Genomic DNA, 16,669 nt, shown 5'->3' on the forward strand with positions numbered 1-16,669 from the left:
ACTTTAATTACCTATTTAATGGGTGCTAGCGCGCGTTTGATCAAGTTATACGGTTAAATTTTTGGTGATTATTTGCGCCAGATCACACTGGCCATACGACCGGTTTGGCCATCGCGTCGATAAGAAAAGTAGGTATCGGCAAGGGTATAAGTGCAGGCATGAGCTTGGGTGACATTACTCACACCAGCCCGATTAAGCGCAAGCTCGGCTAATAGTGGCAAGTTGGCGAGAAACTTGTTGCCATGTGCTTTAAAGCCCTGCTGATAGTCGCCGCTGTGAGCGCAAAATTGGCTTTTAACCTCATTCCCGACCGCAAAGGCTGAGGGGCCAATAGCAGGCCCAAGCCAAGCATGAATATCTTTTGCGGGGGTGTTAAATAAAGGTAACGCCCGCTCGATGATGCCTCCGACGAGGGAGCGCCAACCACAATGCAAAGCGGCCACTTCAGCGCCATCTTGGCTGGCTAATAAAAGCGGCAAGCAATCAGCAGTCATAATAGCCAAAGGCTGCTTTGGCATGCGTGTGAACAGGCCATCCGCTTCGATTCTAAGCTGTTCACTGTACTGAGTAACACAATGAATATGGGTGCCATGTACTTGGTTTACATAACAGGCAGGACGCGGCAGTTGGCTATTGAGCACAGCGCGATTGGCGAGCACTAGCGATTCTTCGTCGCCTACATGCAGCCCCACATTAAGACCGCGATACACGCCCTGACTATGCCCGCCTTGACGGGTGCTTTGCAGCACCCCTACCAGGGACTCATCAGCGCCCCAGGTTGGGGTATAAAATGGTGTTTTAGAGGTCATCGTAGCCGTTAGCTTCGGTGTCTTGGCGCAGCGCTTCGGTCAGTGCCACCATGTCCTCAGGGACTGGGGCCTGCCAACGCATTTGCTCACCGGTGATCGGGTGTGCTAACTGCAACTTAATGGCATGCAAAGCCTGGCGTTTGAAGCCTCGTAAGGTCGCCATAAACTCTTCACTGGCATGCTTAGGAGGACGTGGGCGTCCGCCGTAAAACGGGTCACCAACAAGTGGGTGACTGATATGCGCCATATGCACACGGATTTGGTGGGTACGACCAGACTCTAGACGCAGCCGTAAGCGCGTATGAGCACGGAACTTTTCAGCAACTCGGTAGTGCGTCACCGCAGGTTTACCAAATTCATTAACGGCCATATGCGTACGCTTAGTGCCGTGACGACCGATGGGCGCATCGACCATACCGCCGGCGGTCATGGTGCCATAACAGATAGCTTCATACTCACGGGTGAAATTTTCACGTTTTTGCAATGCCGCAACCAAATGCGTTTGTGCTGGCAAGGTTTTCGCAACCACCATCAACCCTGTGGTGTCTTTATCAAGACGATGGACGATACCCGCACGAGGGATATTTTCAATCTCTGGACAATGATGCAATAACGCATTTAACACCGTGCCATCGGGGTTGCCGGCACCAGGATGAACCACTAAGCCCGCAGGTTTATTGATCACCAAAATATCATCATCTTCGTAGACGATATCTAAAGCAATATCTTGTGCTTCATATTCTCGCGGCGCCTCAATTTGCGCGTTGATCTCTACGTGTTCACCGCCCAAAAGCTTTTCTTTGGGGGTGTTGAAGGTGAGGCCATCAACCTGCACCATGTCATCGAGAATCCAGGTTTTTATTCGTGAGCGCGAATAGTCCGGGAACAATTGCGCCAAAATTTGGTCTAGACGTTTACCGCCTAGTTCCACGGGGACCTCTGCACTGAGGGAAATTTGTTCTGCCATAAGCAAGTTTTACCTAATTTACCAGTGCAAGCTCTGCTCGACTGGGTTAGAATCGCATAATTCGCATAGTTTACTCGGTTTTACCTACTTGGCCTAGCCGAAGACAACGAAGGTACCTAATTAATGATAAATAAAATAAGTAAACGGGCACTTGCAGTCGTATTTACGGCCTCCTTACTTAGCGCATGTTCATCCGCGCCAGAACAACAAGAAATTGAGCGCGTACCCAACAAATCCGCACAAGCTTTGTATGAAGATGCACGCGAAACCTTAGATTCAGGCTTATATGCCCGGGCAATCGAGCTACTTACCGCCATTGATTCTCGCTATCCGTTTGGCCCTTTCTCTAAACAAGTGCAAATGGACTTAGTCTATGCGCATTACCAAACTGGCAATACAGAGCAAGCTTTGGCCACTATTGACCGCTTTATTCGCTTAAACCCGAACCACAAAGACTTAGACTACATGTACTACATGCGTGGCTTGGTCAATATTAAGGCCGATAAGAATGCCTTCCAAGAATACTTTGGTGTAGATCGAGCCGATAGAGACGCAAAACGCACTCGAGTGGCCTATAAAGACTTATCAACTCTAGTCAACAACTACCCTGACAGCAAATATGCACCTGAGGCAAAGCGTCGTCTTGCTTGGCTACTCAACCGCATGGCTCGCAACGAATTGAAAGTGGCACAGTATTATTACGAGCGTGAAGCTTACCTGGCCGCAGCAAATCGCGGTAAGTACGTTGTTGAGCATTTCTCGCAAAGCAGTTACCTTGAGCCTGCGTTAGAAATGATGGTGAAAAGCTACGAAAAACTTGGCTTACCAGATATGGCTGAACATGCACAACAAACCCTTGAGGCAAATAAACGCGAACGCTAAGTAACGCACACATAAAAAAACCGATGCTGTGAAGGCATCGGTTTTTTTATATTTATAAGTTATTAAATCGCTTCTTCGTCTTCCTCTTGCGTACGGATACGTACCACTCGCTCGACTTCCGTCACGAAAATTTTACCATCGCCTATTTTGCCGGTTTGTGCGGTTTTCACTATAACTTCGATAGCACGCTCGACATCTTCATCGGCTAGCACGATATCGAGCTTCACTTTTGGTAAAAAGTCGACCATGTACTCGGCACCGCGATAAAGCTCAGTATGGCCTTTTTGGCGACCAAATCCCTTAACCTCACAGACCGTCATACCGGTGATACCAACTTCTGAAAGGGCTTCACGGACGTCGTCTAACTTAAATGGCTTGATGATGGCTTCTATTTTTTTCATGACTTTTTATATTCGCGATGACAGATGCGCCGATTTTAGTCAATTGTGAGTGTTGAAGCAAACGCCCAAGGGGTGACTAATGCGTTAATAGTGTTAAAATTAATATAATACCCACATCAGGATGAAGTTATGAAAACCTGTAACACCTCAACATCTAAGGGCTTCACTCTTATAGAACTCATGGTGACCATTGCAATTGCAGGCATATTACTGGCTATCACATTATTTGATAGCACACAAATGTCAGCACAGGAAAAAGCGAGCAATTTTAGTACCGAGCTCAAACGTAACGTTAAGTTCGCCCGAGCCAAAGCGATGACCACGGGCGACCCTGTGATTGTGTGTGCGATGACCAATCCTGGTAGCTCAGGAAATTGCCTCAATAGCTGGCAAAATGGCACCATCGTCATTTTCTCAGACATAAATAACAACGGCACATTCGAGGCCAACGCGGACATCCTACATCGCTCTATCAACAATTTGGTCGCCAACAGTCAGCTTGTACACAGTGGCAATGCACGAAGCTTGCGGTTTGACCAACGCGGCCAGCTGACCGCAGGACAAAACGGTTCCTTTATATTTTGTCCCACCGATGACAACGAACATAACGTGGCAGTCTCAGTAATGGCCTCGGGAACGGTACGAGACTTAGGTAAGACCGAGCAAGCTTGCACATCGGGCTAACTGTTCTACTATTTACAAGACCAATAAAGGATTATTGAGGCGTCAAGGATGAACGCGCTTGCAACCCCCATGTGCTCACATATATCAAATGTAGGCACAACCTTGATTGAGCTGCTTGTTACTATAGGTATTGCCGCGATGTTTGCAGCCGTCACTTTATTTAATGCCCAAGATTGGGCGTATCAAAACCGTCGCTCAGATTATATTGAACAACTCTACACGCACCTGTTTGCGGCAAGATCGTACGCTATATTCAACAACCATTACGTCAGCGTATGCCCTGCAATTGCTGAGCGCTGCGTACCGAATTGGCAAAATAATATAATGGTGTTTGTTGATAGTAATAACGATAAACAGCGCGGCGGCGATGAGCCGATCTTGAATATTCTCACTGTTCCGATTGGCAACGATACCATCGACTACCCAAGGCGAGCTGTTACTTTTAAACCTACAGGGGCTCTAGGTGGCTTTCAATCTGGTAGCTTTGTGTACTGCTCAGTGGAAGATAAATTAAACCAGCCCGCCTATCGTATTACCGTTAGTCAGACTGGTCGATTGCGGATAAAGCAAGACAGTGATAAGTGCTAAAAGCTAGCGCAGCTTTTTAGCATCTAGCGCGCGAGCCTCAGCTGAGCCAAACTGTTGTTTGAATTCAACACACTGAATGACTTGTTCAACTCTCGTCGCTTGCTGCTGTTGTGGTGCTGCGTATCCCCTTTGATACGCAGCAAGCTCCGCTTGGTGTCGGCTTTTTTGCTTCACTTGCACATCAATAACCTGGTTTACACCGGTTTCAAGCGATACGTAACACTTATATTCATTAAGTAACCTAAGCTCTACTTTCGCACTGGCCTGAGCCGCAGCTATTACGACTAAGGCCAAAAACATATATCTGAACATTTATATCACCTTTTCCAGCAAGTGTCGGTGTCAGCGCTTCCCGTGGACCCCTTCACACCCACTTCGTTAATTGTGAAAGACGTGCACTCACCATCTTCTAAAGCCACCCCAGATGCTGGAGTAGCAGTAATAATAAAACTCTGCGCATTCACTGTTGCTGACAATGAGTACAAATCTGACTCCGTTGAATTTGAAAGCCCGAGGTCGGCCATGGAGGCTGTGTACTGCCGGTTATCAGCGAAAAACTGCTCTTGTTTGCTTGCTGCATCTAGCAAGGCCGTCATGGCCTCGGATCGCCCGCTACTAATAACAAATTGCTGATAAGAAGGATAAGCAATGGCTGCCAAAATACCTACAATAGCTACAGCTATCATGAGCTCAATCAAGGTAAACCCTTTTACATGCTTCATTAATCAATTGTCTCCTCTTTATATATGTAAGTGCGGTGCGTTTTAAATCCAAACGGGTTTTCATCACAACTTGCCATACCGCAGTTGCCGGGACGTCCGTTTGGCTCAATCGATTTCGCCTTCAAGGTGCCTTCACCATCACCTTTACCCGTGCCAATTAAAATAAACTGACTTTCGCTTTCTTCCTCTGCGGTATCTGGATCATCTACTTTGGTAAAGAATAATGTCGGCGTATCAGGCACTTTATTCCCTACATCAAATTTTAGTTGATCATAGACTTTTGCACCGTAGTGCAGATGGAATGCATACAAACTACCCCCACCGCCTTTGAGCGAGCACTGCTGCAGATCATTCTCTTCCGAGGGAACAAAAGTAGTGAAATAAGCGACACCACCGACCACGGCAGCTGCCGACAACGACTTCTCATTCGCTCCTAGGTTATACTTCCACCCTGAGAATTGAGCGAGATCTTTCTCTAGCTCTACAAAACCACTGTCGTCATTTAATTTGGCGGTGAACGGATCATTAGTAATATCCATTAAATCATCCATAGTGATAACGGCTGGTATATCTTCACCGCGCAACGACTGCGTTATAGTATTTTCATCACGCAGCATAATTAGATGATTATTTTCACTTTCATCAAGTGGATGAGCCCGATTACCACTTCCAAGCACAATCGCTTCATAAGGAGTTTCCTCACGCACAACTTGTGTCGAAGACTCTTCATCAATGATAGTGGTGTATTCGGATACTTTACTAAAGTAAGTCCTCGCCACCTCGGGCTGATAGAAGAATCGACGTTCATTGCCGGTAATTGACAAATCAGCAATCTGCACGGCAGTCCATGGCTCACTACCTACAGGATTATCCGTCGGTAAATCAAACCGCCACACATCACCACCGGTATCAGCTGCGTAAAGCCGATCGGTGAAACCATCGTAATCAGAATCAAGCAACGCTATGTCACCGGGAATGCTGTGCTGTCCCTCATAGGTGGTATTACCATTACCATTAGCGCCAGGAGTAAAAGACCACACTAAATCGCCGGTTTGTGCATCTAAGATATAAACACCCCGGCCAGAGTTGTCCGGGCTAATATTGTCAGCATCTTTATTTATGTCATAGCCTGCGCCTACAATCACAACTGGTTTAGTGCCGTTTTTCTCTATAAACGTGACTTTAGGCTGAGACCATGTTTGCCCGAGTTCTTCCATTCCGTTGGTGTTGGCGTCTACCTTCCACATTAATTTTGGCGAGCTTGGGGTACTGATATCAAAGGCGTAGTAAGAATCACCGCCACGACGCATACCCGTGAATAACCATACTCGGTCAGAGGGGTCGACGACACCGTTCTCATTTTTATCATCGAAGTACATAGAGGGCGAACCATCCATACCATAGACTTTCTCGCCTTTAATATTGCGACGTAAAGTCGTGAGGTTCGGATAGAGTTCATAAGGAATGAAGCTCCACTCCTCTTCAATAGTATTGCCATTGTCTTTGAAAAGATGCAATGAACCGCCATTGGTTCCTACCGCAATCCGGATACTGCCGTCGCTGTAGGCTATAGCAAGTGGTTTAGAATGCAGCGGGTCGGCGAATATATCACTACGCAGCTCTGATGTATTACCATCGGAGTCATCATCATCAACGTCTTTACCTTTAGCCCATTCGAATAATGAGTCTAGTCGTTCAACGGGTGTGCCGATATAAGAGCCAAGGTCGGCTTGAGAGCCTGCATAGGATAACGCATTCGCCAAGGTGAATTTCGGCATTTCGCCTGTCCCTGCGCCAATATCAGTGTAAATAGAACGACTATTAAGACCCGCCAGCACCGCGTTTACGCCACCTTTTTTAACCTCGTTGCCATCGGCTTTGCCATCTTTCGTCCAAAAAGTAACGGCGCTGTCTTTAATATTTCCTTCACTCCCTGAGGCACCATCAATAGCCAAGTTGCCCTTACTGTCAACAATTTTGGTGCCATCTACTTTTAACTTTTTCAAATTACCCGACCAACGCGCACCTTCTTCAGGTAAAAACATGGCATAGTAGACCGAGTCGAGTGTTTGGGTTCTATCGAAGTTGTTACTGGCAACGGCTGGCGCCGTAAATGTAGTATTTACCTTGAGGATTTCTGCCAACGCTTGGCCAAAAGATTGCGATAGTTCAATGGCATTTTGCGCCGCAAAATACCCTTTATCACCGTTACTTTTCGTTGCCGTCGCCGCCTCTTTGAGTAGTCCTGCAGCATCATCAGCACCATCACTAAAACCAATGGTAAAAGTACTCACACGTTGTACATCGTCTACCGAGGTATTCACATCATTGTGATGCATCCAATGGGTTAAGTTCGGCAGATAGTTAGAAGTGCTTAACGTGTCATCATTATAGGGAGTCGTTGAGGTCACCACTGGATCACTGATATCAGGCTGATTAGTCGTAGAGACAAGGGAAGACACTAAGCCATCTGCCGCTTTGTCCACCGTTGGAACACCATCAGTAATGAGAATAATGTAAGCCTCTTTAGAGCAACCACCAGAAAACGGTGATTTATATACACTATTGCTGACTACCGATAGATCCATTGCAGGGGTGTTGCCAGTATATTTAAAGTCACATTCGTTACTTCTACAGTTAGTGTCATCGTCGCCGTACCATACACTTTGGCCAGCGAAAAAGCGGAATGCCTCGTAAGTTGTCTCACATAATGGTGTATTGGTTTCACCATCAATGCCGGAAATTTCACCGATAATATCGGCGTTACTTTGACCAAAATTGGCAATGACCCTACCACCATCACGGGTATTTTCTTTGGGGTAGTTAAGGTTAAATACCATTAAGCCGAAATCGACAATGGGTGTGGCATTAAGCACAGTCGTGATGGATTCTTTGGCCACATCTAACTTGGACTTAATTTCCGTGTCTTTATCCGTAGCATGATACCAACGCAAGTAGTTAGGATGGTAAAGTGTCACAACCTCGCCGCCACTGAAATCCGCGCTGGCTTTGTCTTTTTGCTCCTTCGTTACAGAGCTTGATTGAGTGTAAAAGTCATTTGAGCTTTTTGATGCACCGCTAATAGGTAAGCCCGTCAGCTCGGTATCCCCAGACTTATAGGTTGTACCGCCTATCTTTATCTCCAACCCGGTATTATCGGTATTTTCATCAAGAATATCATCGAGGCAGTCAAGTGCGGATATAGTATTAGCACCGCTATTGTCTTTGAGATCAACCCAAGAGCCGGTATTTCCTTTATATTGGTGCTCTCGAATATAGCCAGTATAAAAGCCATATTGCTGCAAAGACTCTCTCGCAGCATCACACCCATTAACATAGCTATGAAAGCGTTTAGTATCACTGTTGCTGTCAGTACGCGGTAGCTGCTGATCCACGCCTGAACCGATAGTAAAATAAACGAAATCTTCATTAAGCGAGTTATCAAAAGAGGATACGACATCATAAGTCACATTAGGGTCGTAGCTTTTTGTCGTTTCTATCAGCCCATTCATACTGGCTGAGTTATCAAAAATAATAAGTACTTGAGGCTTTCCTGATGAGGTGAAAAATTTATTGCCCACATAAAGTTCAATATCCTCACCAAAGGATTTGCTCACACTGAAGGTGAGCGATGCTATTACTAATAATTTAAACAGTTTCATGTCATTCACCTATATGACTTACTGGCTCGATATACTTGCCATCTCTTGAGCTAACCCCGAGACAACAGTCACGTTATGCCTATTCGATTTACCATACTCAACGCGACTTCGCAGGCTCAGCATGTTGCACTTTATACCTGGTGTTGGGTTGGCTCTGGGTGGACAGTCCAAGTCTTGGGGGCCGTCGTTATTGTGAAATAATCGCAGCGATGCTTGTGCTCCCGCAGGCTCAAGTTGCACAAATTCATTGCCACCGGCGTTAAATTCGCCTCGGTTGAAATAAAGCGCGCTTACCGTCGCTGCCTTTTGCTTTTCATCGAACACCGCGCGCTCCGAGTCAGCCAATGCTTGCTCACTGGCAACATCGTAATCTTGTGCAGCGTTCACAACTTTCATATCCACACTGCTTGCACTCATAAGTGTTACCGCGATACCGGATACGATAAGCACCATAACTAAAGATGCGATAAGCACGACCCCACCTTGATATTGCTGCGTATTCACCATGTTTCGACCTCTGCATTGCGTACTTGAACAGTGGATACATAAACGAGACGACGGAAATTATCATCAAAGCTTAAACGTCGCTCAGTTCCACCTTCCCCACCTAAGATATATGTTTGGTTTGTTTTACTCATATTTCTATCTGACTCTGTGGCCCGTACTAGCGCAAATAGCTGCACGGTTAGCACTTTAGAGCTTACTTGTTCCCACTCAGAGGCGCTCATTTGCGCTGCGCTTAAATAGGTATCGACGTTGCGGTCACCGTTATTATCCAGTCCGTAAAGAAGACGAATATTCTCCACTCCCTCAAGCACCGATTCAGTCACCATACCGCCTGTTGGTGTAAGGCGCTTTCTCATTAGTACGGGGACAGTAACGGTTTCATCTGCTGACTGGTACGACTGCTCATTGACGTAGTAAACATGGTGGGTATAGCGCCATACCGCACCATTCATATTGGTAGGAGTGGCAATTGCGCCATCTCCTATGAAGATGCGGGCTGAGGATAAATCTGTTTCAATATAGTAATCATTTTTACTGGTTGCCTGACCGGTTACGTCGTCTCCAGAGACACGCTTAATTTGAATAATGTCACTATTAGCGACCGCATCATCTATGCACCCTAAATTAGCGCCAGCCACCGCAGTGATACTGTACAAATATTTAAAGCTGCTTGGACTGTTAACGGGGAAACTGGCATTATTCAGCCCAGCAGTGCAATCATTGCCAGGATTGACCACCCCAGTGACATCGACACTACCGGTACTAAGAGAACTCATACCGTAAGTGCCCCAGAATCCCGCCATTTCCAAGTCGCGACTGATGATGTCTAAGGCCATTCGGCCGGTTTCCTGTAGCTCACCCATTTCGACGGTATCGGACGTCGTTGTTTTCATACTTAGGTAGGTAAACATGACTCCGCCTAGAAGAAATAAACCCACTACCATAGCTACCATAAGCTCAATTAGCGTAAAGCCATGAGCTTTATTTAAAGGAATAGAATTAGCGAACATAGGCGAACGACTCCAAAGCGAGGGCTCTTCGTTGATTACTCTGACCACCGCACTCATCTTTGCTTTGAACAATATCCCCGATGCTCGCGAGCTCTTGGCGAGATGCCCAAGAAACAATGACATCGATATCTAGCTGTTCGCCATTGACACGTGTGTCAACACAAACAGTTGCATCGGCTAGTGCACCAGTGTTTTCTTGAGCTCTTATTGCCCGACGCCACTGTTCGATATCAAATGCGGCAAGTGCGCCTGAACCACAATTAGCATTGATACACGAGGCGTAATTAGCAGCAACAGGATCGTCGCTTGAGACGGTGACGTTATATGCTCCCGCCATTGCTGCTAGCGTATTGGCTTTGATACGGCCAATAACATCATGAGCAACGCCTAACGCAGCAGAGCGCTGCATAGAATCGTAGGTGGCTTGCTTAGCTTTGGCTTGTAGCGCAACTGCGCCCAGTAAACCAAAAACAAGCACAATAAAGGCTATTAATGTTTCTAATAAAGTAAAGCCATTTTGCTCTCGCATAATCGTCAAACTCTAATTTGCAACTTCATAGTTAACATTCTAGTAACTGATGCAAAAGCCACAACTCAAAGAGTTACCAACGGTACTAAATCAGTCATGAACGGTACCCTTGATTGACCAACAAACCATGATAGAAGCCATGACCAACCTATCTTACTAGGTCATTATCATTAACCCGTTTAGCGCAACTATTTCCCGAAAAATTTTGACTTATCAACTACGTCTGATTTTGAATAATAATTGCGTTACTTATGGTTAAACGTAGATAAGAGAGCAACCACTCACTAGCGATACTCTCTCATCGTCAAAGCCAGAGTATGGCGATGAGTTACAAGTATCTCTTCTAAAGGTCGCGATATCAGATCGAAGCCCTGTTACTCCATAGTTTAGACTACCGAGAGAGTGGAGTGCTTCTGAAGGTGAGTCACGGTGGGATTAGTCGTGAAGCCCAGCGCAACAGTACTCGATATAATCACGATTCACGGGAGATGGCTCAAGCGAAGACAATTGAACGACGATATTAGGTTGTGCTTCTGCGCTGACGTCACGTTTGTCGAACTCGGATTGAGCTCAGAACAATTGCATAATTGGGCACCCAGTAAGTTATGAGTGCATATACAGCTTAGTAATATGAGATAAGTTTTGCGACAGTAAGCCGGTAAAGTCTTAGACAAGCTAGGAATAGTCGCAGGAGTTAGTTTGGTAAAGTGAAAAAATAAGCCGTAACTGATACGTAAACTGTCTGAAAAAGGTGCAGCGGATATAAGCAAAGCCATAAGAGGCATATTGTGGTGATGACACCTCCAAGCTCGCATTATTACAGCAGACAATGGCCGTGAGCTCTGTGACTATGAATTGGTTTTAGGCAGCTAAACGCAGACATCTATTTCGCGATCCCCTTTCTTCATGAAAACGTGGGTTACGTGCCCGCGAATTCAACAGCCTACAGGGCAGTATATACGTAAAGATAAGCATTCAAGAAGGGCAACAGATAGCCGGAGATCCATGTTGAGTATACCTTAAATGTCAGCCGCCTTAGACTTAAACTACCATTGGTTGTATTACTTAACGATTGATGCTATCCGGATAAAAATTCGCATCCTAATAATAAAAAATAAAAGATGCTACGTTTCTAGTAAAGTTAATGACATGTATAACCAAAATGATATAATTGTTTCCAATTAAAAAACAAGGAAATTGTCAGGGTGAGATACAAAAAAAGCCAGTTCGGTGTAACTCTGCTGGAGTTACTAATTACTATTGGAATAGTCAGTATATTGGCAGCGATTGCAGCCCCAAGTTCAACAGCATTGCTAACAAAAGGAAGGGCGGAGAATCAGCTGCTAGAGTTAAAAAGGAATCTCTCTTTTGCCCGTACTACAGCTACCACCACTGAATCAAGAGTAGTTATTTGCCCATTATCCATTAATCAGTGCTCAGCAGATTGGACAAATGATGATATTGCTGTATTTGTAGATAATAATAACAATAATCAACGCGATGCTGACGAGCCATTGTTAAGAGAGATGGTAGGAACAATTAATAAAGACACTTTAAGCTATACGGGTTCAAGTCCCATAGTTTATAATGCGACTGGTCGTGTAGGTAATACTCAAGCAGGTACATTTACATACTGTCCTCATGGTGGAAAACCAGAATCCAATAGACGTTTACGTCTGAGCCAGTCTGGCACGGTGCTCTATCAAGGCCAAACAACCACTGAATGCGGTTAGTAAAGAATCCACCTTCTGAAGAAGGTGGCTTTGTAAATGCCCCCTCAAAGGGGGCGTTGTTTACTCCAGCGTTAACTGGGCTTGCTCTTGCTTCTCTTCTTTCTCTTGATGCCTTACGTAACGCCTTATTATCTCTTCATTTATTCCAACCGTATCGACAAAATATCCTCGTTGCCAAAAATGGTTGCCCCACATCTTATTTTTTCTCAAGTACGGATATTTACTAAATAGCTTTAGTGCTATTTTACCTTTGAGTGCCCCCATCAGGCTCGATATCGACAACTTCGGTGGGACCTTGATAACTAAATGAACATGGTCTAAATGCACATTGAGCTCTACCACTTTGCAACCAAGTTGCTCACTGTAAACGTGAATACAGCGATAGACATCTTTACCTACCTTGTTCTTCAGAATTCTAAAACGGTATTTTGGGGTCCAAACTATATGATATTGACATCGCCAATACACATGCGATGCTTTCTCGTATCTACTCATGTTTCTTGTCCTTTTGACTTCGCTAAAAACCAACAGAGCAATTAACATGGGTAGCTTTTTCAGGCCAAGCCTAAATTGATGATAACCACCTACTGAAGTAGGTGGTTTAGGGGCCGAAAATAAAAAAAGTAAAAAAGCCTCTCTCTGAGGCTTTTTTACTTTTATTTGAGCTTAGACATCCCATTTTCCAGTCTATGGCTATCAACTTATCCTGAGACTTGTCTCCCTCCCTATAACCCCCAACATTCTTCTTTGCTAGCACCAGATGAGCTCTTCCCCCCTGCCTCATCAATACTAAGGCTCTGACATACATCTTTCTTAGCTGGTCCTTTCTTTGCCGTTGCCGTTACGATAAACGCATTTGGGTTTACTGCCACAGTTAACCCATAAAAACCTGACTCAGTGTCACTTGAGGGTAGCCCTAAGTCATTTAAATTTGCTGTATATTGCCTGTTATCGACAAAAAACTGCTCTTGACGATTAGCGACATCAAGAAGTGCAGCTCGCGCCTCTGCCCGAGCTGATTTCTGCACATACTGAGCATATGATGGGTAGGCAATTGCAGCTAAAATGCCAACTATAGCGACTGCGATCATCAATTCGATTAATGTAAACCCCTGTTCCTGAGTGTGATTAGAATTCATCTCGATTGTCCTCCCGTCTATATATATACGTTTGCTGTGTTTTGAGGCTGATCCCTAATCCGGCTTTAACTAGGTCTATTTTTCCGTCACCGTTCATATCTCTGGGTACCTCTTGCTCTACCAGCTCTTTAGGGTCTAGTACGCCATTTGGCAATACAATTTTTCCTGAGCTTTTATTATTTCCATCCTTCTGCCAAATCACGGTAGGTGTATCAGGAACCAGTTCACCGACTTCTTTGTATCGCCAGTTATAGACTTTAGTACCATAATGTAGATGTAAGGCGTACACTCCGCCTTGACCAGGTGCAAGTGAGCATTTCCCTACTGTTGAATCGGTTGATGAGGGCTTAAAAGTAGGGAAATAGGCAACTCCTCCGACCACTGTGGGCGAAGCTAACGCTTTCTCACCTACGCTGATTCGATACTGCCAACCGTTAAAGTTCTCTCCAATATCAAGCTCTAAGCTTCTAAATTGCGCTTCATCGTCAAGAGCATTGGCGAAGGGGTCACCGGTAATATCCAGTAAATCACCTAGATTAATGGTTTGCGGTAATCCTTCATTAAAAGATTGGGTTAAGGTGTTCTCATCACGCACCATAAACAACCGGTCATTAATGGTGTTATCCAATGGTGATGCACGGTTCCCACTGCCTACAAGTATTGCCTCGTAAGGGGTGGTGTTTCGCGTGATCATCGTTTTAGTTTGACCATTTACCTTAGTGGTAGTCTTACTGACTTTACTAAAATAAGTTCTTGCTACAACAGGGCGATAGAAAAACCGTCGATTGCTGCCACTGCCGCCTAACGCGGCAAGCTTATGATGAGTCCAAGGATTAGCGCTGTCCGCGGGGTTGCTACTAGGCATATCCACACGCCATATATCTCCGCCTAAATCAGCTGCATATAAACGGTCCACATAACCATCATAATCGGAATCAAGATAGGCAATATTCGCCACAATACTATGATTGCCTGCAAAGCCATTTTGCGGTGTGAGTGACCAAACTTTTTTGCCTGTCTCGGCATCGACGATATAGATGCCCCTACCCTTGCTATCTGCACCACTGGCGACATTATCTTTGTTAGTATCGTAGCCTGCACCAAATACAAGCAATGGTTTATCTTTATAACCATCAATATTGACGTATATCACCTCTGCACGAGACCAAGATTGGCCAAGTTCTTCAAACCCCGGGGTTTTATCAGATATTTGCCATAGTAAGGTCGGGTTGTCAGGGTTAGTGATATCCATTGCATAATAGCTAGAACCGCCTCTGCGCATAGCAAAGTATGCCCACACTCTATCACCACCATCGACTACATTGGGTTGTCCTTTATCATCAAAAAACAAGGAAATAGGGCCATCCATACCATAGACTTTTTCTGCCCTATTATCATATAAAGGCTCAACGACAGAGAGTAATTCTTGCGGGATGAACGCCCAACTTTCTTCCACCGTATTGTTGGTGTTATCCGTTGCTTCATTGTCCTTGAACATATGGATATAGCCAGCGTTAGTACCAAGCAAAATGCGAATATCATTGCCGTAATCAATAGCCAAAGGCTTTGAATGTAAGGGATCACCCAATACAGCTTGACGCATCTCGGAGAAGTTGCCATCACCATCCTCATCAAACGTATCTTTACCCATTGACCAATCAATCATTTTTCTAGCTTTAGTTACATCTTCACCGAAATAATTTTTCAGGTCTTCTTCAGGCAATGCGGCCTCAAGTATATCGTACGATAACTCCTCCATCATTCCATGCAGATGAGTATAGACTGTACGGCTGTTAGCAGAGGCCAAAGTGCCATTTACTCCACCAGCGTTAACACTGGCTCCATCAGGCGAGGTATTGGGCTGCGCCCAAAATGTAGTGACTTCCTTTTTTATTGCACCAGTCTCTGTTAACGCTTCGACTTCTCCGGTGGCCACGACCTTATCACCTTTAACTTTCAACTTTTTCAAATTGCCTGACCATCGCGACGTTTCACTAGGATAGAACATGGCATAATAAAGCGAGTCGCGGCTTTGTGTTTTATCGAAGTTATTACTGGCAAAGGCAGGTGCCGCAAATGTATCGCTCACTTGGCGAATACTATTAATGGTTTGTGTTAGCGCGGAAGATAGCTCACTGGCATTATCTGCTTTTTTATATTGCCCCCCGCCATATGCGGCAGTATCTTCGAGAATTTTTAAGCCCTGGGAAGAAAGTCCATCACCAAAGCCCACAGTAAACACACGGGCAAAGTGCTTGACGTTATCATTTGGTTTATAGAGGTCAACAGCAAAGCCATTATTATTGGCAGTCGCAGGAATACCGTACATCAACCTTGCCAAAGAATGAAGGTGACTATCTCCTGTCCCATCACTAGCATCGCCAGGCTTTCCTGGTAGTGGAGAGGGTAAGTGGTTAAAAGTATCAAAGAACTCTGTTTCTATTTCGGTATTTCTATCCATATCCCATGTGGGATCACCGTCAGTCATCAAGACTATGTTCACCGAATTATCACATCGCGCTGCTGTATCACTGGCAAAAGGAGAGGTGTACTTCCTGCCATTATCAATGCTTTTATCTCTTTTTTTGACATTTTTGGCTTGGTCTAAGCTACCCCCTTGAATGTAGCGATAGACCTCATACAGTGTTTCAGAAATAGGTGTCCAATCTTCAGCGTCAAACTCGCTAATCTTGCTTTTTATTTGTTGATGATCGCTACCAATTTTTTTAACTATATAGCCACCATAATAATTACGAAGCCTTGCCAAGCCAAAATCCACGTCTTCATTTGCATCAATAACGGCATTCATTGCTTGCTGAGCAACTGCCATCTTAGTATCACAACCATCACCAGTACAATCATCCTCAACATTATCCTCCATACTCCCCGAAGTATCGAAAATGATCATCACCTTCGGTTTTTCTTCAGAGTTTGCATCACGATTCAGATAAAGATCGGTGTCATCTGCATAAGTTGTAAACGAGCTCACGCTCACCGCTGCCGCGATGGCGCTGTATTTAAATAATTTCACAGGTT

General features: G+C 45.0%; 16 protein-coding genes. 4 read left to right on the plus strand and 12 right to left on the minus strand.

Going from position 1 to position 16,669, the window contains the following annotated elements:
* Positions 1 to 68: 68 nt before the first annotated feature.
* Both pgeF and rluD read right to left on the minus strand, forming a co-directional pair.
* Positions 69 to 809: a peptidoglycan editing factor PgeF gene (pgeF, locus tag EXT46_RS11630; RefSeq protein ID WP_130147409.1), complete on the minus strand. Its 741-nt coding sequence runs from the start codon at positions 807 to 809 to the stop codon at positions 69 to 71.
* On the minus strand, positions 799 to 1,776 hold the full coding sequence (gene rluD / locus EXT46_RS11635) for a 23S rRNA pseudouridine(1911/1915/1917) synthase RluD (protein ID WP_130147411.1): 978 nt from the start codon (positions 1,774 to 1,776) through the stop codon (positions 799 to 801). The genes pgeF and rluD overlap by 11 nt, the downstream gene beginning before the upstream one ends.
* 123 nt (positions 1,777 to 1,899) lie before the next feature.
* Between rluD and EXT46_RS11640 the strand changes: the two genes are divergently transcribed.
* Positions 1,900 to 2,658 (plus strand): outer membrane protein assembly factor BamD, encoded by a 759-nt coding sequence (locus EXT46_RS11640; protein WP_045978199.1) that lies wholly within the window; start codon positions 1,900 to 1,902, stop codon positions 2,656 to 2,658.
* Between the two features lie 62 nt (positions 2,659 to 2,720).
* Here the strand turns inward: EXT46_RS11640 and EXT46_RS11645 are convergent, their stop codons facing one another.
* Positions 2,721 to 3,059, minus strand: coding sequence for a P-II family nitrogen regulator (locus EXT46_RS11645; RefSeq protein WP_022945250.1), 339 nt, complete (start codon positions 3,057 to 3,059; stop codon positions 2,721 to 2,723).
* A gap of 129 nt (positions 3,060 to 3,188) precedes the next feature.
* Between EXT46_RS11645 and EXT46_RS11650 the strand changes: the two genes are divergently transcribed.
* Both EXT46_RS11650 and EXT46_RS11655 read left to right on the plus strand, forming a co-directional pair.
* Complete coding sequence (locus tag EXT46_RS11650) at positions 3,189 to 3,743, plus strand: GspH/FimT family pseudopilin (RefSeq protein ID WP_130147566.1); 555 nt, start codon at positions 3,189 to 3,191, stop codon at positions 3,741 to 3,743.
* 48 nt (positions 3,744 to 3,791) lie between these two features.
* Complete coding sequence (locus EXT46_RS11655; protein WP_130147413.1) at positions 3,792 to 4,331, plus strand: GspH/FimT family protein; 540 nt, start codon at positions 3,792 to 3,794, stop codon at positions 4,329 to 4,331.
* Between the two features lie 3 nt (positions 4,332 to 4,334).
* Here EXT46_RS11655 and EXT46_RS11660 read toward each other — a convergent pair whose 3' ends face one another.
* From EXT46_RS11660 to pilV, 6 genes are read right to left on the minus strand one after another with little or no spacing between them, the layout of a single operon-like run.
* Positions 4,335 to 4,643 carry a TapY2 family type IVa secretion system protein gene (locus EXT46_RS11660; RefSeq protein WP_130147415.1) on the minus strand — a complete coding sequence of 103 codons (309 nt, stop codon included), beginning with the start codon at positions 4,641 to 4,643 and terminating at the stop codon, positions 4,335 to 4,337.
* Positions 4,644 to 4,648: 5 nt separating this feature from the next.
* Positions 4,649 to 5,053 carry a type IV pilin protein gene (locus tag EXT46_RS11665; protein ID WP_130147417.1) on the minus strand — a complete coding sequence of 135 codons (405 nt, stop codon included), beginning with the start codon at positions 5,051 to 5,053 and terminating at the stop codon, positions 4,649 to 4,651.
* The gene (locus EXT46_RS11670) at positions 5,053 to 8,715 is read right to left on the minus strand and encodes a PilC/PilY family type IV pilus protein (RefSeq protein ID WP_130147419.1); all 3,663 of its coding nucleotides are present in this window, start codon (positions 8,713 to 8,715) and stop codon (positions 5,053 to 5,055) included. The genes EXT46_RS11665 and EXT46_RS11670 overlap by 1 nt, the downstream gene beginning before the upstream one ends.
* An 18-nt stretch (positions 8,716 to 8,733) precedes the next feature.
* Complete coding sequence (locus tag EXT46_RS11675) at positions 8,734 to 9,222, minus strand: hypothetical protein (RefSeq protein WP_053910287.1); 489 nt, start codon at positions 9,220 to 9,222, stop codon at positions 8,734 to 8,736.
* Complete coding sequence (locus EXT46_RS11680) at positions 9,216 to 10,232, minus strand: PilW family protein (protein ID WP_130147421.1); 1,017 nt, start codon at positions 10,230 to 10,232, stop codon at positions 9,216 to 9,218. The genes EXT46_RS11675 and EXT46_RS11680 overlap by 7 nt, the downstream gene beginning before the upstream one ends.
* Entirely contained in the window at positions 10,222 to 10,761 is a 540-nt protein-coding gene (gene pilV / locus EXT46_RS11685) for a type IV pilus modification protein PilV (protein ID WP_130147423.1), read from the minus strand. The genes EXT46_RS11680 and pilV overlap by 11 nt, the downstream gene beginning before the upstream one ends.
* A 1,205-nt stretch (positions 10,762 to 11,966) precedes the next feature.
* Here pilV and EXT46_RS11690 point away from each other — a divergent pair.
* The gene (locus EXT46_RS11690) at positions 11,967 to 12,494 is read left to right on the plus strand and encodes a GspH/FimT family pseudopilin (RefSeq protein ID WP_130147425.1); all 528 of its coding nucleotides are present in this window, start codon (positions 11,967 to 11,969) and stop codon (positions 12,492 to 12,494) included.
* A 60-nt stretch (positions 12,495 to 12,554) separates the two neighbouring features.
* On the opposite strand, the gene tnpA is transcribed toward EXT46_RS11690, so the two are convergent.
* From tnpA to EXT46_RS11705, 3 genes are all read right to left on the minus strand, one after another.
* Complete coding sequence (gene tnpA, locus EXT46_RS11695; protein WP_130147427.1) at positions 12,555 to 12,989, minus strand: IS200/IS605 family transposase; 435 nt, start codon at positions 12,987 to 12,989, stop codon at positions 12,555 to 12,557.
* 230 nt (positions 12,990 to 13,219) lie between these two features.
* Entirely contained in the window at positions 13,220 to 13,633 is a 414-nt protein-coding gene (locus tag EXT46_RS11700; RefSeq protein ID WP_130147429.1) for a type IV pilin protein, read from the minus strand.
* A complete protein-coding gene (locus EXT46_RS11705; RefSeq protein WP_130147431.1) occupies positions 13,623 to 16,664 on the minus strand; it encodes a PilC/PilY family type IV pilus protein in 3,042 nt (1,013 codons plus the stop codon). Before EXT46_RS11705 ends, EXT46_RS11700 begins: the two co-directional genes overlap by 11 nt.
* Positions 16,665 to 16,669 lie beyond the last annotated feature (5 nt).

Source organism: Pseudoalteromonas sp. CO325X, from assembly GCF_004208955.1.
GTDB classification, from domain to species: Bacteria; Pseudomonadota; Gammaproteobacteria; order Enterobacterales; family Alteromonadaceae; genus Pseudoalteromonas; species Pseudoalteromonas ruthenica.